This is a genomic window from Actinoplanes sp. NPDC049681 (assembly GCF_044465265.1).
Taxonomy (GTDB): Bacteria; Actinomycetota; Actinomycetes; order Mycobacteriales; family Micromonosporaceae; genus Actinoplanes.
This window is the reverse complement of record NZ_JBITLP010000006.1, coordinates 488,554-506,123: the sequence shown is the minus strand read 5'-3', so window position 1 is coordinate 506,123 and position 17,570 is coordinate 488,554. Positions and strand designations below refer to the sequence as shown.

17 protein-coding genes are annotated in these 17,570 nt (G+C 72.4%); 10 read left to right on the top strand and 7 right to left on the bottom strand.

Features of this window, described 5'->3' with window-relative positions:
- Positions 1 to 293 precede the first annotated feature (293 nt).
- Positions 294 to 740 (top strand): hypothetical protein, encoded by a 447-nt coding sequence (locus ACIBO8_RS24230; RefSeq protein WP_396117540.1) that lies wholly within the window; start codon positions 294 to 296, stop codon positions 738 to 740.
- Between the two features lie 30 nt (positions 741 to 770).
- On the opposite strand, the gene ACIBO8_RS24225 is transcribed toward ACIBO8_RS24230, so the two are convergent.
- A complete protein-coding gene (locus ACIBO8_RS24225) occupies positions 771 to 1,187 on the bottom strand; it encodes a hypothetical protein (RefSeq protein WP_396117539.1) in 417 nt (138 codons plus the stop codon).
- Positions 1,188 to 1,270: 83 nt separating this feature from the next.
- Here ACIBO8_RS24225 and thrB point away from each other — a divergent pair, with 83 nt between their 5' ends.
- The 3 genes from thrB to ACIBO8_RS24210 all read left to right on the top strand — a co-directional run bounded on the left by thrB (position 1,271) and on the right by ACIBO8_RS24210 (position 5,873).
- The gene (gene thrB / locus ACIBO8_RS24220; protein WP_396117538.1) at positions 1,271 to 2,206 is read left to right on the top strand and encodes a homoserine kinase; all 936 of its coding nucleotides are present in this window, start codon (positions 1,271 to 1,273) and stop codon (positions 2,204 to 2,206) included.
- Between the two features lie 315 nt (positions 2,207 to 2,521).
- A complete protein-coding gene (rho, locus tag ACIBO8_RS24215; protein ID WP_396117537.1) occupies positions 2,522 to 4,558 on the top strand; it encodes a transcription termination factor Rho in 2,037 nt (678 codons plus the stop codon).
- A gap of 160 nt (positions 4,559 to 4,718) precedes the next feature.
- Positions 4,719 to 5,873, top strand: a complete 1,155-nt coding sequence (locus ACIBO8_RS24210) for a nitric oxide synthase oxygenase (RefSeq protein WP_396117536.1) — start codon at positions 4,719 to 4,721, stop codon at positions 5,871 to 5,873.
- On the opposite strand, the gene ACIBO8_RS24205 is transcribed toward ACIBO8_RS24210, so the two are convergent.
- The 3 genes from ACIBO8_RS24205 to ACIBO8_RS24195 are packed head-to-tail and all read right to left on the bottom strand — an operon-like array spanning position 5,870 to position 8,474.
- Positions 5,870 to 6,502, bottom strand: a complete 633-nt coding sequence (locus tag ACIBO8_RS24205) for an RNA ligase family protein (protein WP_396117535.1) — start codon at positions 6,500 to 6,502, stop codon at positions 5,870 to 5,872. The two genes, ACIBO8_RS24210 and ACIBO8_RS24205, sit on opposite strands and share 4 nt — an antisense overlap.
- Positions 6,502 to 7,398: an AAA family ATPase gene (locus ACIBO8_RS24200; RefSeq protein WP_396117534.1), complete on the bottom strand. Its 897-nt coding sequence runs from the start codon at positions 7,396 to 7,398 to the stop codon at positions 6,502 to 6,504. Before ACIBO8_RS24200 ends, ACIBO8_RS24205 begins: the two co-directional genes overlap by 1 nt.
- Entirely contained in the window at positions 7,395 to 8,474 is a 1,080-nt protein-coding gene (locus ACIBO8_RS24195) for an RNA ligase (protein ID WP_396117533.1), read from the bottom strand. Before ACIBO8_RS24195 ends, ACIBO8_RS24200 begins: the two co-directional genes overlap by 4 nt.
- A 210-nt stretch (positions 8,475 to 8,684) precedes the next feature.
- Between ACIBO8_RS24195 and rpmE the strand changes: the two genes are divergently transcribed.
- The gene (gene rpmE / locus ACIBO8_RS24190; protein WP_364711667.1) at positions 8,685 to 8,909 is read left to right on the top strand and encodes a 50S ribosomal protein L31; all 225 of its coding nucleotides are present in this window, start codon (positions 8,685 to 8,687) and stop codon (positions 8,907 to 8,909) included.
- A 65-nt stretch (positions 8,910 to 8,974) separates the two neighbouring features.
- On the top strand, positions 8,975 to 10,066 hold the full coding sequence (gene prfA / locus ACIBO8_RS24185; RefSeq protein ID WP_396117532.1) for a peptide chain release factor 1: 1,092 nt from the start codon (positions 8,975 to 8,977) through the stop codon (positions 10,064 to 10,066).
- On the opposite strand, the gene ACIBO8_RS24180 is transcribed toward prfA, so the two are convergent.
- Both ACIBO8_RS24180 and ACIBO8_RS24175 read right to left on the bottom strand, forming a co-directional pair.
- Positions 10,050 to 11,399: a PQQ-binding-like beta-propeller repeat protein gene (locus ACIBO8_RS24180; RefSeq protein WP_396117531.1), complete on the bottom strand. Its 1,350-nt coding sequence runs from the start codon at positions 11,397 to 11,399 to the stop codon at positions 10,050 to 10,052. The genes prfA and ACIBO8_RS24180 overlap by 17 nt on opposite strands.
- A gap of 17 nt (positions 11,400 to 11,416) precedes the next feature.
- Complete coding sequence (locus ACIBO8_RS24175) at positions 11,417 to 12,922, bottom strand: diguanylate cyclase domain-containing protein (RefSeq protein ID WP_396117530.1); 1,506 nt, start codon at positions 12,920 to 12,922, stop codon at positions 11,417 to 11,419.
- 16 nt (positions 12,923 to 12,938) lie between these two features.
- On the opposite strand from ACIBO8_RS24175, the gene prmC reads away from it, so the two are divergent.
- Genes prmC through ACIBO8_RS24155 form a run of 4 tightly spaced genes read left to right on the top strand, consistent with a single transcriptional unit; the run spans position 12,939 to position 16,057 of the window.
- Positions 12,939 to 13,814, top strand: a complete 876-nt coding sequence (prmC, locus tag ACIBO8_RS24170) for a peptide chain release factor N(5)-glutamine methyltransferase (RefSeq protein ID WP_396117529.1) — start codon at positions 12,939 to 12,941, stop codon at positions 13,812 to 13,814.
- 37 nt (positions 13,815 to 13,851) lie between these two features.
- Positions 13,852 to 14,496 (top strand): L-threonylcarbamoyladenylate synthase, encoded by a 645-nt coding sequence (locus ACIBO8_RS24165; protein WP_396117752.1) that lies wholly within the window; start codon positions 13,852 to 13,854, stop codon positions 14,494 to 14,496.
- A gap of 2 nt (positions 14,497 to 14,498) precedes the next feature.
- On the top strand, positions 14,499 to 15,125 hold the full coding sequence (locus tag ACIBO8_RS24160; protein WP_396117528.1) for a phosphotyrosine protein phosphatase: 627 nt from the start codon (positions 14,499 to 14,501) through the stop codon (positions 15,123 to 15,125).
- Positions 15,122 to 16,057: an L-threonylcarbamoyladenylate synthase gene (locus tag ACIBO8_RS24155; protein ID WP_396117527.1), complete on the top strand. Its 936-nt coding sequence runs from the start codon at positions 15,122 to 15,124 to the stop codon at positions 16,055 to 16,057. Before ACIBO8_RS24160 ends, ACIBO8_RS24155 begins: the two co-directional genes overlap by 4 nt.
- Here ACIBO8_RS24155 and ACIBO8_RS24150 read toward each other — a convergent pair.
- Complete coding sequence (locus ACIBO8_RS24150) at positions 16,038 to 17,504, bottom strand: SDR family oxidoreductase (protein WP_396117526.1); 1,467 nt, start codon at positions 17,502 to 17,504, stop codon at positions 16,038 to 16,040. The two genes, ACIBO8_RS24155 and ACIBO8_RS24150, sit on opposite strands and share 20 nt — an antisense overlap.
- Between the last annotated feature and the right edge of the window lie 66 nt (positions 17,505 to 17,570).

The following is a 17,570-nucleotide window of genomic DNA, read 5'->3' as shown; positions in this document are numbered from 1 at the left end:
CGGAGAACCCGGCCTGGGAGACCTAGGCCCAGGAGAACCGGACCCGGGAGGGCCCCGGCCCAGCAAAGCCCGGCCCAGGAGAACCCGGCCTGGGAGACCTAGGCCCAGGAGAACCGGACCCGGGAGGACCCCGGCCCAGCAAAGCCCGGCCCAGGAGAACCCGGCCTGGGAGGCCTAGGCCCAGAAGAACCGGACCCGGGAGGGCCCCGGCACAGGAACGCCCTGCCCGGGCAGCCCGGCCGAGGAAGACTCCACAGGCGCCCGATCATGGTCGGCGTGCAAGCCTGATCGCCATGCAGTCACCCACGGACCTCGCCGCAACGATCGCCGCCGCGTCGTCACCCGACTGGACGGCGCGGGCCCGAGCCGGCCAGGAGCTGGCCCTCCACGCCGACCGCCGCGACGGTGCTGACCTGCTGCTAGCTCTCCTCCTCGACGCCCTCGACACCGCCGTCACCGACGCCACTGCCCGGGCCGTGCTGGAACACGGCGACGTTGACGGTCTGCGGCTGTTCGCCCGCGCCGTCGCCGCAGGCGACGACGAACACCTCGACCATCTCCATGCAGCCGTCACCGGCCACGTTCACACCGCCGCGCGGCCGGCCACATTCAGCCGGTCGGTCGCGGCGCTGGTCAGGGATCCGGACCCAGCCGTCCGCGCCGGCGCAGAAGAACTCGCCAAGTGGATCAACCCGCTGACGCCACCACCGGAACAGTGGGACCGAGCTCACCCCCGATGATCGGCCACGTGCTGAGACCCGACAGATCGGCTAGGACGCACCGGGATAGCCGGGAGGCGGCCCGGCCGATGGTGGCGTGGCCGGATATGCGTACGGCGGGGGCTCGAACGGCGCGCTTCCGCCGGGCGCCCGGGTGACCACCGCCGCGATCAGCAGTCCCACCCCCGCCGCCGTCAGGACGCTCAGCACGAGGCTCACCCCGAAGGTCACCACGCCGTATGTGCTCGGCCGGTAGTCCAGGGAGTGGATGAGCTGCGGAAACACGATCACCCACACCGCGCCGAGCAGCTCGCCCAGGATCAGCGCCGCGAGGCCCAGGCGCGCCAGCATCGTGCTTCGCGGGCCCAGGCGAGCCTGGCGGGACGTCACCAGGACCAGGCCGGTGATCAGCACGGCCAGTACCGGGAGATGGGTGAGGACGCCCGAGAGCAGGTATCCGACGGTCATGGGCGGAACCGTAGCCGAGGGGTGCGACATTTGCGGGTCCGGCGGGTGACGCGCCGTGGATGATCTAGGCCTAGCATGTGGCGATGGGTTTGACCTTCGTCTCCGAGCCGGTGCGGGTGCGGACCCCGGCCACCAGCGCCAATCTCGGTCCCGGCTTCGACACGCTGGGCCTCGCGCTCACCCTGTACGACGACCTGTCCGCGCGGGTCACCGGTGACCGGTTCACGGTCTCCGTCACCGGGGAGGGCGCCGGTGAGCTGCCGGGCGACGAGTCGCACCTGGTCGTACGAGCCATGCTGCGCACCTTCGACGAGCTGGGCGGCCGGCCCGCCGGGGTGGCCGTGGAGTGCGTCAACCGGATCCCGCAGGCCCGTGGCCTGGGCTCCTCCTCGGCAGCCATCGTGGGCGGCGTGCAGCTGGCTCGGGGCCTGGTGCAGGAGCAGATCTCGGACGAGGACGCGCTGCGGATCGCGGCCGAGCTCGAGGGCCACCCCGACAACGTCGCGCCGTGCCTGCTGGGCGGGTTCACCATCGCCTGGACCGAGGCTTCCGGTTCGCGGGCCGTGCGGTTGGCGGTGGCTGAGGGCGTACGCCCGACGATTTTCGTCCCTCAGGAGCGCGGCCTGACCTCGACGGCCCGGGCGGCTCTGCCGCCGAGCGTGCCCCACGCGGACGCCTCTTTCAACGCCGGGCGGTCCGCTCTGCTGGTGCATGCGCTGACCGCGGAGCCGGATCTGCTCTTCGCGGCGACCGAGGACCGGCTGCATCAGGGTTATCGGGCCGAGGCGATGCCCGGTACGGCGTCACTTGTCGCGTCGTTGCGATCGCTCGGTGTGGCGGCAGTGGTCAGCGGTGCCGGGCCCACCGTGCTGGCATTCGGCCCTCTACCAGCAGATTTCCACCCGGGAACAGCATGGCGCGCCGAAGCGTTGGGCGTGGATGCCACCGGAGCCCTTGCCGGGTGGAGTATGGTGGAACACGCCGAGCGGGACCCTGTTGCCGCAGGTCGCAAGAGTTGACTACGCTCAAGGCTGGTTGATTCAAGACCAGGCACAGCCGCGAAGCAAGCGATCTCTCTGCGGTTCGGCGCGCACCCCCGAGACTTACGCCGATCTGGTTCGTCTCATTTTCTTTCGAGGCACACGCCGGGCAGCAGACCATCGGATCGCTGCACTCGCCGAGACCTACCCGTCACTGTCGGACGGGTCGGGAAACCGTCGAGCTGCCGTGCTGCAAACTCCCGCGCCGCATGTGCGAAGCGGGTTCCGAGGGCACCCGGCCACCAGGCTGCTGCAGACCCGGGTGGTCTTGGCTTTTTCGACGGAAGGAATCCATTGAGCGACACCACCGACGTGACGTCGGGTGTTTCTGACGTCGCTGATGACGGCGCCACCACCGCGGCTGTCACCAAGCGCCGCCGCGGCGGCACGGGGTTGTCCGCGATGCTGCTGCCCGAGCTGCAGAGTCTCGCCGCCTCCCTCGGCATCTCCGGCACCGCCCGGATGCGCAAGGGTGAACTGATCACCGCGATCTCCGAGCGCCAGAACGGCGGGGCCGCGGCCGCCGCCCCCGCCGCGGAGTCGACCCCCCGGTCCCGCCGCACCAACGGCTCGTCGAGCCGGGGCGAGTCCGCGTCCCGCGCCCAGACCGCGGCCCCGGCGGACGTCGCGCCGCCGGCCGAGCCGGTGCGCAGCGAGCCGGCCCCCGCGGCCGAGCAGCAGCCCACCTCGGCGCCGGCCGTCGTGCAGACCGCCGGTGCCCCCGCGGCCGAGCAGGCCCCGGCGACGGAGCAGGCCGAGCCGGAGCAGGGCCGCCGCAACCGTCGCGATCGCCAGGACCGTCAGGACCGTTCGGAGCGCGAGCCTCGCGAGCAGGGCGACGCCCGCACCGAGGGCGCCGAGACCGGCGAGCGCACGGAGCGCGACCGCGGCGACCGTCCGGAGCGGGGCGACCGCAACCGCCAGCGCAACCAGCAGCGTTCCGACAACGGCGAGCGCAACGACCGGGACCGCAACGGCAGCGACCGGGACCGTAACGACCGCGACCGCAACGACCGCGGCCCGCGCAACGACGGTCACGACGACGACGACAACGACGGCGGCGAGGGCGGACGGCGCAGCCGGCGCAGCCGCTTCCGGGACCGTCGCCGGGGCCGGGACCGCGACGGCGGCGAGGGCGGCAGTCGCGAGGGCGGTCGTGAGGGTGGCCGCGAGCCGCACGTCAACGAGGACGACGTCCTCGTGCCGGTGGCCGGCATCCTCGACGTGCTGGACAACTACGCGTTCGTGCGCACCACCGGCTACCTCTCCGGCCCCAACGACGTGTACGTGTCGATGTCGCAGGTGAAGAAGCACGGGCTGCGCCGCGGTGACGCGGTGACCGGTGCCGTGCGTGCCGCTCCGCGCGACGGCGGGGGCGACCAGCGCCGCGACAAGTACAACCCGCTGGTGCGCCTCGACACCATCAACGGGATGGAGCCCGAGGAGGCCCGGCGCCGCCCCGAGTTCTACAAGCTCACCCCGCTCTACCCGCAGGAGCGCCTGCGGCTGGAGTCGGAGCCGCACATCCTGACCACGCGCGTCATCGACCTGGTGATGCCGATCGGCAAGGGCCAGCGCGCCCTGATCGTCTCGCCGCCGAAGGCCGGTAAGACGATGGTGCTCCAGGCGATCGCCAACGCGATCACGCACAACAACCCCGAGTGCCACCTGATGGTCGTGCTGGTCGACGAGCGGCCCGAAGAGGTCACCGACATGCAGCGCTCGGTCAAGGGCGAGGTCATCGCGGCCACGTTCGACCGGCCGCCGCAGGACCACACCACGGTCGCCGAGCTGGCCATCGAGCGGGCCAAGCGCCTGGTCGAGCTGGGCCACGACGTGGTGGTGCTGCTCGACTCGGTGACCCGGCTCGGCCGGTCGTACAACCTGGCGGCGCCGGCCTCCGGCCGCATCATGTCCGGTGGTATCGACTCGACGGCGCTCTACCCGCCGAAGCGGTTCCTCGGCGCGGCGCGCAACATCGAGAACGGCGGCTCGCTGACCATTCTCGCGACCGCGCTGGTCGAGACCGGCTCGATGATGGACACGGTCATCTTCGAGGAGTTCAAGGGCACGGGTAACGCCGAGCTCAAGCTCGACCGGAAGATCGCCGACAAGCGGACGTTCCCCGCCATCGACATCCACCCGTCCGGCACCCGCAAGGAGGAGATCCTGCTCGGCAAGGAGGAGCTGGCGATCGTCCACAAGCTGCGCAAGGTGCTGAGCTCGCTGGAGTCGTCGGCGGCCCTGGACCTCCTGCTCGACCGCCTCAAGCAGTCGCGGACGAACATCGAGTTCCTGATGCAGATCGCCAAGTCGACCCCGGGGGAATGAGTAATCCTCTCGATGCCGATTAGGTAGGGGTCAAAAGCACCCGAAAAGGGGCGGTCACCGCAAGGTGACCGCCCCTTCGTCGCACATCGGGTGCGTTTCGGCTCCTCAGGGGTCGTGCGAACCTCCGGTATCACCTACTCGATCTGGGGGAGGGCGCTCGATGATCGTGCCTGGCTACCGGGACCATCCGGCTCCGCAATGGGATCCGAACGCCCCCGTCGACCCCGCAGAGGCGGAAGAGTTCCTGCGCCAGTGCTATCTGGAGAATCCCCGCCTCGGACCGGTCGAGCCACGGCTCGCCATCGTGCGAGCCCAGATCGCCGCCACCGGCAGCTACGTCCACACCACCGACGAACTGACGTACGGCGCGAAGATGGCCTGGCGCAACTCCAGCCGCTGCATCGGCCGCCTGTACTGGCGCAGCCTCGTCGTCCTGGACCGCCGCCGAGCCCGCACCGCGGACGAGATCTTCTCGCTACTGGTGCACCACCTGCAGGCCGCCGGCGGGGGACAGGAGGCCGGCCGGATCCGCCCGGTCATCAGCGTCTTCGCCGCGGCTCAACCGGGCCAGCCGTACGCCAAGGTGTGGAACGAGCAGCTCATCCGCTACGCCGGCTACCGCACCGACGACGGCAGCGTGGTGGGTGACCCGCGCACCGCCGACTTCACCGCGCGCATGCAGGGATTCGGCTGGCAGGGCAAGGGCGACGCCTTCGACATCCTTCCGGTGGCCGTCGAGGTGCCGGGCGAACCCGTACGCCTCTACGAGCTGCCCGAGCGCGCCGTCCTCGAGGTTCCCCTGACCCACCCCGAGTTCGGCTGGTTCGCGGAACTGGGCCTGCGCTGGCATGCGGTCCCCGCCATCTCGAACATGAGGCTCACCATCGGCGGCGTGACCTACCCGCTCGCCCCGTTCAACGGCTGGTACATGGGCAGCGAGATCGGCGCCCGCAACCTCGCCGACGCGGACCGCTACGACATGCTGCCCACGGTCGCCGCGCGCATGGGCCTGGACACCAGCAGCGAGTCGACGCTGTGGCGCGACCGTGCGCTCGTCGAGCTCAACCGCGCGGTGCTGTGGTCGTTCGAGAAGGCCGGCGTACGCATCAGCGACCACCACACCGAGTCCCAGCGCTTCATCGCCCACCTGCGCAACGAGGAGAAGGCCGGACGACGGGTGCCGGCCGACTGGACGTGGATCGTGCCGCCCATCTCCGGCGGCCTCACGCCGGTGTTCCACCGCTACTACGAGGAGATGGATCTGCGGCCGAACTTCTACCCCGCCGAGGAGGCCTGCCCGTACGCACCGAATTAGGCGAACTCGTTGACCGGGAAGTCGTCGCGGTGGCGCCACGCCGCTTCGGTGCGTACGTGGCCCGGGCGTACCCATTTCAGAAGCTTGAGGGAGAACTCGTCGGCCGGGATGCGACCGGCGCTGCGGACCACGAACCCCTCCGACGTCTCCGGGGTGTGCCGGCGCGCCCACGCCGCGCGGGCCTCGCTCAGGCTGCCGCCGCGGTAGAGCACCGGCACCACCGGCAGCTCCAGCCGCTTCGCCCAGTCGACGGTGTCGTCCCACCCGAGCAGCGTGTCGGTCTCGTCCCAGATGCCGAAGACGATGAAGACCCCCGGCAGATCCGTGTACGCGATGCTGCGCCGCGCCCACATCGACTCGCCGCAGACCCGCCAGTCGTCGGGGATCCGGTACGCCGTCATGGCCCACAACGCCTTAGCCGGGCGGTCCCACGGGTGGGTGCCGGAGTCGAGGGAGCGGGCGTACATGGCGTCGCGGGTGAAGGTGAGGTTGCCGCCGTCGAGCTTCTCGGTCACCACGAGCTCTCCGTCCAGCCAGGACAGATCGTGCTGCACCTTGTCGTCCGCGGTGGCGCCGGGGGAGTCGGGCAGGTGGAAAGTCCGCGGATACTTGCCCGCCTGCCCGCTCATCAGAAGTCCCCCTCCGCCACCTGGAAGACGGTCAGTCCCAGCGCCCGCCACATGCGCACGACCTGCTGCCGGTCGTCGAACACGCCGACGACGCGCCAGCGGTCCCGGATCTCCTGCTCGAAGATCTCCCGCTTGACGATCGCGTCCTTACGCGAATCACCCTCGGGCCGCATGAAGAGTCCTTCGTACGGCACATTCACGTAAAGGTCCAGCCAGGCCTCGGTCTCCGGCCGGCAGACCGCGTCGCGCCCGGAGCAGAACACGATGGCGTGGCCGGCCGCGTGCATGGCCCGGACCGCCGCGATGACCGCCGGGTTCGGCAGGTCCGAGCCGACCCGGTGCCAGTCGTACGGGCTCCGGTCGTGCATGAGCGCCACCGTGCCGTCGATGTCCACCAGCACGGCCTCGGGCAGCTCGGGGTCCGGCTGGTAGACGACGCCGGGGCCGCCCGGCTCGACGTACGGGACCGGCAGCGGAAGGTTCTTCCCCGCCAGGTACCGCTCGTGCATGCGGCGGATCGCCCCCTCGCCGACCCGGTCGTCCTCCGGCCGCTCGGCGTCGCGGCGGATGCACTCCTCCACCGGTACGTCGGTGAAGTCGTGCACCTCGAACGTCGCGCCGAACCGGGCCGCGAGCTCTGCCCACTCCCGTACCGTCTTGGCTCGCAGGTTGGTGTCGTCCACGATCACGTCACCGTGCGCGCGCAGCAGCGCCTCGACGGCCGCCCGCTGCGCCTGCGTCACCTGGGCCTCCGCCCGCTGGGTGAAGAGCCGCTCGCCGTGCAGCATCCGCCGCAGGTCGTCGCGGTTCACCCGGACGACCTGCGGCTGCAGCTTGCGCGCGAACGTGGTCTTGCCCGACGCGGGCAGGCCACGCGTGATCAGCAGTCTGGTCATTCCTCACTCACCTCGGTCCCGCCCGGGGTCACGTCGCCCGCCGGACGGGCGAGCTGCCACAGGCCGGGACGGTAGTCCTTGCCGTCGAGCCGCAGGAACAGCGCGCCGCGATGTTCGCTGCGCACGGCCCGGGCCGCGAACTCCCGCCGTCCCCAGCCCTCGGGAAGGCTGCCCACGATCGCCGCGAACTCCTTCTCCACCTGCTCGGCCATCTCCTCGACGGCCGCCACGAGCTCGGCGGCCACCCCGCGAACCCACGCATGGAACTCGTCGGGAAGCGGTTCCGTCAGCGCGTCCAGGTCGCCGCCGGAGGCCAGCACATCCCATACGGTACGGGCGGAGAGCCCCGTGACGAGCCGGTGCAGCCGCACGTACTCGGCGTACTTGATCTTGACCCGCTCGTCGGTGTCGAGGAAGTGCACCACCAGCCCCTCCTTGCCGTCCCGGGGCGGTGCCGCGAGCGCCTCGGCCAGGGTCGCGTACGCGAACGAGTCCACCACCGGGCCCGGCCATTCCGGCACCGCGCCCGGCCCGAAGGTCCGTCCGGTGGCGATGTCGACGGCGCCGAGCAGCACGAGGTCGTCCATGCCGCCGTAGTCCACGACGATCCGGTTGCCCGGGTAGACGATCTCGACCAGCACGGTGAGACCGGCCGGCGGCACGAACCCCGCGTACCGGGTGCGCAGCACTTCGGTCGCGTGCGCGGCCTGATCCGACGCGAACGACCCCCGCGTAGCGACCGCGAGCCGGTCGCCGTCGCGGTAGATGATGCCGAGCGACCCGTCCGCCTTGTCGGTCACCGCGACCGGCGCATCCGGGCGGAGAAAAGGGGCATTTCCCTCGTTATGGTTGAAGAACTTCGGGAAGGGGCGGGCGAGGACCGTGCCGGTCGTCTCGTCGACCACCAGGCCGCGGCAGGCGAGGGTCACCGGAGTCCAGGCGCCGGCGTACTGGCAGGACTCGGTGTAGTTGTAGATCACATACGGCAGCGACGGGTGGCGCTGCTTCCGCACGTGCCCGTTTTCGACCGCGGCGGTCAGTTCGACCGGGTCGAGGACGTCGGCGAGCAGCGTCATGGCACGTTTCCTTCCGGGTGGGAATGCCTTGAGGGCCGCTCACGTTATCGACCACGGACCAGGAAACGCCTCCTGATTTTCGGTCAGGCTCTGTGACATGGCAGACTGGTCCATCGGCCACCAAAAGGTTCCGGTTCACGCCAGGAGAGGGCTCACGCCAGCGAGCACTCGGCGACCCGGCGACCGCTTATCGAGAGAGACCGAGAAGACATGAAGAGCGGTATCCACCCGGAGTACACGACCACCGAGGTCATCTGCTCCTGCGGCAGCACGTTCACGACCCGCAGCACCGCCAAGGGCGGCGAGATCCGCGTCGAGACCTGCAGCGCCTGCCACCCGTTCTACACGGGCAAGCAGCGCGTGCTGGACACCGCGGGCCGGGTCGCCAAGTTCCAGGCGAAGTACGCGAAGGTCAACGCCGGCAAGAAGAAGTAACTGCCTCGACGGCGCCCGGTTCCGCACCAGCGGGGCCGGGCGCCGTTGGTATGTAGGGAGACCTTGTGAGCAACGACCGGCTGACCACGCTGCTGGACGAGTACGCGCAGCTCGAGAAGCAGATGGAGGACCCCTCCATCCACTCCGACCAGGCCCTGGTGCGCCGGGTCGGGCGCCGCTTCGCCGAGCTGGCGCCGCTCCATGCCGCCCACACCGAGCTGGAGGCCGCGCGCGCCGACCTGGCCGCCGCCAAGGAGCTCGCCGCGGAGGACCCGTCGTTCGCCGGGGAGGTCGAGGCGGTCGCCGCCCTGCTGCCTCCGCTGGAGGAGAAGCTGGGCGAGATGCTCATCCCGCGCGACCCGCACGACGCGAAGGACGTCATCGTCGAGATCAAGGCCGGCGAGGGCGGCCAGGAGTCGGCGCTGTTCGCCGGTGACCTGCTGCGCATGTACACCCGGTACGCGGAGCGCCGCGGCTGGACGGTCGAGGTCATCGATGCGCAGGAGTCGGACCTGGGCGGCGTGAAGGACGTCTCCGTCGCGGTGAAGACCAAGGGCGTGCCCGAGGGCGGCCACGGGGTCTGGTCGCGGCTGAAGTGGGAAGGCGGGGTGCACCGCGTGCAGCGGGTGCCCGTCACCGAGTCGCAGGGCCGCATCCACACCTCGGCCGCCGGCGTGCTGGTGCTGCCCGAGGCCGAGGACGTCGACGTGCAGATCGACGCCGGGGACATCCGGGTGGACGTGTTCCGCTCGTCCGGGCCCGGCGGTCAGTCGGTCAACACCACGGACTCGGCCGTACGCATCACGCATCTGCCCACCGGCATCGTGGTGAGCTGCCAGAACGAGAAGAGCCAGCTGCAGAACCGGGAACAGGCCATGCGGATCCTGCGGGCCCGGCTGCTCGCCGCCGCCCAGGAGGAGGCCGACGCCGCCGCGTCCGACGCCCGCAAGGCACAGGTACGCACGGTCGACCGCTCCGAGCGCATCCGCACGTACAACTTCCCGCAGAACCGGATCACCGATCACCGCATCGGCTACACGGCGTACAACCTGGATCTGGCCCTGGGTGGGGAGCTCGACGGCGTGCTGGACGCGCTCGCCGAGGCCGACCGGGCCGCCCGCCTGGCGGGCGGGACGGAGATCAGCCGGCGTCCGTGACCGTCAGCCGCCCGCGCGGGGTGATGCAGACGAGCACGTTGCCGGCGCTCTGGCAGCTGTAGTCGAGGACCGGCTCGATGGTGCCGCGGACGAAGATCTCACCGCTGTGCCGGTCGAGCTGGGCGACGTACATGAGACCTGCCGGGGTCCGGCTGTGGTTCACCAGGTACGGCGGGTCTCCCGGCGACGCGAGGTCCCACACCAGGCTCGAGTGGCCGAGGTCGGCGACGCGGCGGCCGGTGGCGCCGTCGATCAGGGAGTGCCGGGAGCCGTTCGCGTCGTCGGCGACCACCAGCCGGCCGTCTCCCAGTGGGATGCCGTTGGTGGAGCCGGGCGTACGCCACCGCACCTCGCCGGTCTCCCGGTCGTAGCCGGTGGTGCCCTCGACGTCGTTCACGCACAGGACCGCGCCGCAGGGGTAGAAGCCGCCGTATGAGCGTGCGTCGGTGTGCCACTTTGCGCGCAGCGTCTCGGTGTCGTACGCGGTGAGCGTGCCCTGCCCCCGGTCGACGCTCTCCAGGTAGAACACGTGGCCCTCGACGGAGACGTTCGTGTACGAGTCGTCCCCAGGGTTCTCGCCCTTCCACGGCACCCGGCCGGTGCTCACCAGGTGCCCGTCGGTCAGGTCGTACACCGAGACCCGGCCGGCGGGGGTCACGGTGAGCAGGCGGTCGGTGTCGCCCGTCAGCGTGCCGCGGGCCACCCACGTCTCGACGCCGCCGGCCGGGCGGGACCAGACGGGGGTGCCGTCGCGCAGGTCGAGGACGTGCAGGGTTCGTGCCGCGCTGCCGTCGGCGTTCCACTCGATGAGCAGGACGCGCCCGGCGGCGGTGACGGAGAACTCGCCGGGTCGCCGCCACAGCCGGCGTCCGGTGGCGGCGTCGATCGCGACGGTCTCGCGGGTGAACTGCCGGAAGCCCTCCCCGCCCTTCTCGTCCTGGAACTGCACGGTGGCGTCGGCGGCGGGCAGCAGCATCACGCCGGACTCGATCGACCCGACCCAGGAGGCGTCGCCCAGCCCGGTGCTGGACCACCGCACCGCGCCGGTGCGCAGCCCGTACGCCCGAAGTGTGCTGTTGCCCGAGGCGGTGAGCACGTAGACCGTCCCGTCGGCGACGGTGAAGACGTCGCCGCCCTCGCGGAACGGCACGCTCCAGAGCTGCCGCGGCCCGTGCGACTCGGGCGGCGCCGAGCCCGTGACCGTCAGCCCGCAGAGCGCCGCGACCGCCGCCACCAGAACCCGCCGCACGTCGCCGCGGCGCAGCGGGCGCCGGGCCGGTTCCGGGGGCGGATTGCCGTCATCGGTGACCAGCCCGAGCTCGATGACGGACATGTCACTGAGGGTACGGCTCAGGCGGGCGTACGGTGAGCTGCCGCGTCGGCCAGCGCGGCGCTGAGGCTGCGGGCATTGGTACCCACCTCGGACCAGCCCGCGGCCAGCCCGATCGGCGTGCCCGGGACCAGCACCTGCCAGTTCTCGCCCGCCGCGGCCGCGCTGATCCGGCGCGACACCTCAGCCGCCTGGGTGGGCCCGGCGCCGGGCAGCACCACCACGAACTCGTCGCCGGCGAACCGGGCCACGAAGTCGCCGCGGCGCATCACCCGGTGCAGCACCCCGGCGATGCGCTGGAGCACCAGGTCGCCGCAGTGCCGGCCGTGCCGGGCGTTGACCGCGCTGAAGCCGATCAGGTCGCAGACGCCGATCGCCGCCCGTTCGCCGCGGGCCAGCATCGCCGACACGTACCGTTCGAGCTGGCGGCGGTTGGGCAGGCCGGTGAGCGGGTCGGTGAGGGTCTCGTCGCCGTAGCGGCCGGCGTCGCGGTGGGTCTCCTGGGCGTCCAGACGGGCCGCGACGCCGTCGAGGTAGCCGTCGCGGAGCCGGTCGATGCGCTGGGCGGCGAGGCGGAAGGCGTACCGGTCGGCCTGGTGGGCGGCCTGGTGGTCGCCGGCCGCGGCGTGGCAGATGCTGCGCAGGCGGGCGGGCTCGGCCGGCCCGAGGATCTCCTGCGAGACCGGCACGGCGTCGAGCTTGCGCAGCGCCTCCCCGGGCCGGCCGGCAGCGATGTCCAGGCACACCCCGCCGAGATGGCGCAGGTCCCGGGAGCGGACGCTGTCGCCGCCGCCGGTGAACAGGGCGCCGATGTCGGTGTCGGTGCTCTCGCCCAGGGCGGCGCGGCGGGCCAGGGCGTACCCGTAGACGGGCCGGCTGCTGGGCCGCAGCCGGGCGTCGGCGCCGGTCGCGGCGTAGCGGGTCAGCTCGGCGTCGATGTCGCGCAACACCCGCAGGCAGCCGTCCGTGTCGCCCTGGTGGTCGAGGGCCACCGCGTTGCGCAGCCGGATTCCCGGGGCGGCGAAGAGCTCCGGCGGGAGGCCGGCGGCCGCGCCGACCTGCCGGGCCTGCTCGATCGCCGTGAGCGCATGGCCGTGGAAGCCGAGGTACGAGTACGCCATCGCGAGGTCGTGCCAGCCCCAGGCGGTCTCGCCGTCGCCGTCGGGCACCGCCGCCAGCGCGCGGGCGGCCTGCACCAGGTGGGTGACGCCCCGGTCGAGGGCGCTCTGCAGGTGGGCGCCGAGCGCGGCGAAGGCGTGCATCTGGCCGCGCAGGTACGGGTCCGAGGTCTCGTGGACGGCGTTCGAGGCGAGGGTCATGGCGGTGGCGAACTCGACGACCCGGCCGAGGTTGATGAGCGCCCCGAAACGCTGGACCAGGGCGTACGCGCGGGTGAGCGGGTCGGTGGTGACCTCGAGGACCTTGTCCAGAATGGCCAGCGCCTCGGCGGAGCGGCCGCCCTGCTGCAGGTCACCGGCCCTGCGCAGGTCGTCGACGCAGTCCGGGAGCTGGTCCAACCACGTCATGGCTCATGATTATGCCGTGACACCGGCGCACGAACACCCCTCCGAGGGCACGGACCGTCCACGGTTGGCACCCGCCCTGGCGAAGGGGACGGCCCGGCTCGCCGAGGCGGGGGTGGAATCGCCCCGGGTCGATGCCGAACTGCTCGCCGCGCACGTGCTGGGAATCGGCCGCGGCCGGCTGTTGCTCGTGGACACTGTGCGCCCCGAGGAGTTGCGCCGCTTCGACGATCTGGTGCAGCGGCGGGCGCGGCGGATCCCGTTGCAGCATCTGCTCGGCACGGCCGCGTTCCGGCATCTGGAGCTGGCCGTCGGCGAGGGCGTCTTCGTGCCACGGCCCGAGACGGAGCTGCTGGCCGGGTGGGGGATCGAGCACACCGCGCCCGGCGCGACCGTGGTCGATCTGTGCAGCGGCAGCGGCGCCATCGCGCTCTCGGTAGCGGACGAGGCGGACCCGGCCCGGGTCGTGGCCGTCGAACGCTCACCCGAGGCGCTTCGCTTCCTGCGGCGCAATGCCGAGACCTTCTCCACGGTACGGGTGGTAGCCGCCGATGTGACCCAGCCGGGGCTGCTCGCCGAGTTGCGCGGGCAGGTCGACGTGGTGCTGTGCAACCCGCCGTACGTACCGGAGGGCACCGCCGTGCCGCCGGAGGTGGCCGAGCACGACCCGGCCGAGGCGGTCTTCGGCGGCGCGGACGGCCTGACCGTGATCCGGCCGGTGATCGCCCTGGCCGCGGCCCTGCTGCGGCCGGGCGGCGTGGTCGGCATCGAGCACGACGACGTGCACGCCGATGCCGTGCCGGACTTGCTGCGCGCCGACGGCCGGTTCGAGGCGGTCACCGCTCACGAGGACCTCGCGGGCCGCCCCCGATACGCGACCGCCCGGCTGGCGTGACGGGCCCCGGGGGCACCATGGCAGACTTCATACCGTGATGCTTTACGACTGCCGGGCCGTGGCCGAGCGCGATCGCGGCATCGCCGCCGCCGTCGAGGCGGTCAAGAGCGGCGAGCTGGTCGTCCTGCCCACCGACACGGTCTACGGTGTCGGCGCGGACGCCTTCACGCCGCACGCCGTCACGGCGCTGCAGAACGCCCGCGGCGTGGACCGCCGGGTGGCCCCGCCCGTGCTGGTCGGCTCCCGCCACACCCTCGACGGCCTGGTCTACTCCCTGCCGAAGGCGGCCCGGGAGCTGGCCGACGCCTTCTGGCCGGGCGCCCTGACCATCGTGGTGGAGCACTCGCCGAGCCTGCAGTGGGATCTCGGGGAGACCGGCGGGCGCGTCGCCGTACGCATGCCGCTGCACCCCGTCGCGCTCGAGGTGCTGCGCGAGGTCGGACCGATGGCCGTCACCACCGCCAACAAGGTGGGCCAGGCCGCCCCGGTCACCGCCGAGGAGGCCCGCGACCAGCTCGAGTACGCGGTCCGCATCTACCTCGAGGCCGGCGTGGCGCACGACCCGGCGCCCAGCACGATCGTCGACGTCACCGGTGACGTGCCCAGGGTCCTGCGCGACGGCGCGGTGCCGTACGGAAAGCTTCGCGACGTCGTGCCGGACATCCTGGCCGCGGGGTCCTGACGATGCCGCCCTTCGCCGTCCTGCACGTGTGCATGGGCAACATCTGCCGATCGCCGATGGCGGAACGCCTGCTGGTGCTGGCGGCGCAGCAGCGGCTGGCCAAGCTCGATCCCGACGCCCGCCTCGGCGACCTGCTACGCAGCGCGAGCGCGGGCACCGGCGGATGGCACGAGGGCGAGGAGATGAACCCCCCGGCGGCCCGGCAGATCCGCCTGCGCGGCGGCAGCGTGGACGGGTTCACCGCCCGGAAGCTGACCAGCGCCCACCTCGCCGACGCCGACCTCGTCCTCACCGCGACCGCCGACCAGAGCGACTACGTGCACGCCCTGGTGCCCGGCGCCGCGCACCGCACGTTCGTCCTCGGCCACTTCGGGCGGCTCCTGCGCGAGCTCGACCTCGCGGCCCTGCCCCGGGCCGGTACCGATCCCCAGGCCTTCGCGGCCCGGGCCGCCGCCCTGGTCGAGGCGGCCGACCGTCGGCGCGGGGACGACGAGCCGCAGCCCGGCGACGACCTCGACGACCCGTGGGGCCGCGGCGACCAGACCTTCCAGCGCATCGGCGACGACATCGACGAGGCCATGTACGCCCTGGTCGACGCCCTGCTACCGGGAGCACCGAGGCAGGCGTGATCGTCACCGCGGACGCCGCCGGGATCCGCCGCGCGGCCGAGATGCTGCGCGCCGGCTCCGTCGTCGCCTTTCCCACCGAAACCGTGTACGGCCTGGGCGCCGACGCCTTCTCGGAGCAGGCGATCGCCGAGGTGTACAGGCTGAAGAACCGCCCCTCGTGGAACCCGCTCATCGTCCACGTCGCGAACGTGGCGGCGGCCCGCGCGCTGGCCGCCGAATGGCCGGACGTGGCGAACGAGCTGGCCGCGGCCTTCTGGCCCGGCCCGCTGACCCTGGTCGTACGCCGCGCGGAACACCTGACCGGGGTCGGCGCCGACACCGGCACGATCGCCGTCCGGGTCCCCGCGCACGAGGTCGCCCTGAAGCTGCTGGAGGCCGCGGAGCTGCCGCTTGCGGCACCGAGCGCCAACCGTTCGGAGAGCATCTCGCCGACCACCGCCGAGCACGTGCTGCGCAGCCTGCCGGACGTGCCGCTGGTACTGGACGGCGGGCCCGCGTCCTGGGGCATCGAGTCGACGGTGCTGGACGTGACCGGCGAGGTGCCCCGGCTGCTGCGGCCGGGCGCGCTCGGCCTGCGCGAGATCCGCGAGGTGACCGGCGCGATCGCCCTGCCCGAGGACGTGGCGGACGGCTCGGCGCGGCCCTCGCCCGGGATGAGCCGGCGACACTATGCGCCGCGGGCCAAGGTTGTGCTCACCGAGGAGGTGGACGCTTCCGCTCTCGACGAGTCGGTGGGTGTGCTGACGTACGAGACGCAGGACGTGCCGGGAGCGGAGATCCTGAGCGCCGACCCGAAGGAGTACGCCGCCGACCTCTACGCCGCCCTGCACCGCCTCGACGACGCCGGCGTCGCCACGATCCTGGTGAAGTCCCCGCCGGACACCGAGGAGTGGCTCGCGATCCGCGACCGGCTCACCCGCGCCGCGGCCTAGCGCCCACCTCGGCACCGCGGGCGATGTTGCGGGCCATCCCGCTGAAGACGATCCCGTGGAACGGCACCACGCTCGCCCAGTACGCGTGCCCCGCCAGCCCGCGCGGCACGAACAGGGCGCGCTGGCGGTAGACGCTCGTACCGTCCGGCCCCGGCGACGCGCTCATCTCCAGCCAGGCCCGGCCCGGCACCTTCATCTCGGCGCGCAGCCGCAGCAGCTCGCCGGGCTTGATCTCCTCGACCCGCCACCAGTCCAGCGCCTCGCCGACGTACAGGCGGTGCTGGTCGCGCCGGCCGCGGCGCAGGCCCACGCCGCCCACCAGCCGGTCCAGCCAGCCGCGCACCGACCAGGCCAGGGGGAAGGAGTACCAGCCGTTCTCGCCGCCGATGCCCTCGATGATCCGCCACAGGGCCTCGACCGGCGCGTCCACCTCGCGGCAGCGCACGTCGGTGTAGATGGTGCCGCCGGACCACTCGGGGTCGCTCGGCAGCGGCTCGGCGTCCGCGTCCCGGCCGGACGCGTTCGACCAGCGCGTCTCGACCTCGGCGTCGCGGATCTTGCCCAGCGCCAGCCGGACCGCCTCGTCGAAGCCCAGCGGCGGCTCCTCGACGTACCGACCGATGTCGTGCTCGTGGGCGACGGCCTCGTGGATCAGGCTGCCGACCAGCGGCCGGGCGATCGCGTTGGGCACGGGGGTGATCGCACCGACCCAGTGCGCGGAGAGCCACGGGCTCAGCGGCCGCAACGGCACGATGATGCGGCGGCGCAGCCCGGCCACCCGGGCGTAGCGCTGCATCATCTCGGCGTAGGTGAGCACGTCGGCGCCGCCGATGTCGAAACCGCGGTTGACCTCCGGCGGGAGCTCCGCCGCGGCGACCAGGTAGCGGAGCACGTCGCGCACGGCGATCGGCTGGATCCGGTTGCGCACCCAGCGCGGGGTGACCATGACCGGCAGCCGCTCGGTCAGGTAGCGCAGCATCTCGAAGGACGCGGAGCCGGAACCGATGATCACGGGAGCCCGCAGCACCGCGGTCGGCACGCCGCTGTCCAGCAGGATCCGGCCCACCTCGGCCCGCGACCGCAGGTGCGCCGACGGCTTCTCGCTCGCCGGCGGCTCCGGACCGCCCAGATAGACGATCCTGCGGACCCCTTTCCGGTACGCCGCCCGCGCGAAGTTGTCGGCCGCCTCCCGGTCCCGGCGCTCGAAGTCGCTCTGACCCAGCGAATGGACCAGGAAGTACGCCACGTCGACGCCCTCCAGGACGGCTTCCAGGGACGCCGGGTCGGCCAGGTCGCCCTCGACGACCTCCGCCCGGGGCGCCCAGGGCACGTCCCGGAGCCGGGCGGCACTGCGCGACAGCGCGCGCACGTCGTGGCCGGCCGCCAGGAGCCGGGGCGCCAGGCGGCCGCCGATATATCCCGTGGCACCGGTCACCAGACAGCGCATAACTCACACTGTGCCCGCAGGTGGGGCCCGATAAGCCATATGCTCGTATTCCGGCGCCGTCGCCGA

Bases quoted from the DNA above. Each gene is read 5' to 3' on its own strand.
- ACIBO8_RS24230 (WP_396117540.1), top strand. From the start codon at position 294: ATGCAGTCACCCACGGACCTCGCCGCAACGATCGCCGCCGCGTCGTCA.
- ACIBO8_RS24225 (WP_396117539.1), bottom strand. From the start codon at position 1,187: ATGACCGTCGGATACCTGCTCTCGGGCGTCCTCACCCATCTCCCGGTA.
- thrB (WP_396117538.1), top strand. From the start codon at position 1,271: ATGGGTTTGACCTTCGTCTCCGAGCCGGTGCGGGTGCGGACCCCGGCC.
- ACIBO8_RS24210 (WP_396117536.1), top strand. From the start codon at position 4,719: ATGATCGTGCCTGGCTACCGGGACCATCCGGCTCCGCAATGGGATCCG.
- ACIBO8_RS24205 (WP_396117535.1), bottom strand. From the start codon at position 6,502: ATGAGCGGGCAGGCGGGCAAGTATCCGCGGACTTTCCACCTGCCCGAC.
- ACIBO8_RS24200 (WP_396117534.1), bottom strand. From the start codon at position 7,398: ATGACCAGACTGCTGATCACGCGTGGCCTGCCCGCGTCGGGCAAGACC.
- ACIBO8_RS24195 (WP_396117533.1), bottom strand. From the start codon at position 8,474: ATGACGCTGCTCGCCGACGTCCTCGACCCGGTCGAACTGACCGCCGCG.
- rpmE (WP_364711667.1), top strand. From the start codon at position 8,685: ATGAAGAGCGGTATCCACCCGGAGTACACGACCACCGAGGTCATCTGC.
- ACIBO8_RS24180 (WP_396117531.1), bottom strand. From the start codon at position 11,399: ATGTCCGTCATCGAGCTCGGGCTGGTCACCGATGACGGCAATCCGCCC.
- ACIBO8_RS24175 (WP_396117530.1), bottom strand. From the start codon at position 12,922: ATGACGTGGTTGGACCAGCTCCCGGACTGCGTCGACGACCTGCGCAGG.
- ACIBO8_RS24165 (WP_396117752.1), top strand. From the start codon at position 13,852: ATGCTTTACGACTGCCGGGCCGTGGCCGAGCGCGATCGCGGCATCGCC.
- ACIBO8_RS24160 (WP_396117528.1), top strand. From the start codon at position 14,499: ATGCCGCCCTTCGCCGTCCTGCACGTGTGCATGGGCAACATCTGCCGA.
- ACIBO8_RS24150 (WP_396117526.1), bottom strand. From the start codon at position 17,504: ATGCGCTGTCTGGTGACCGGTGCCACGGGATATATCGGCGGCCGCCTG.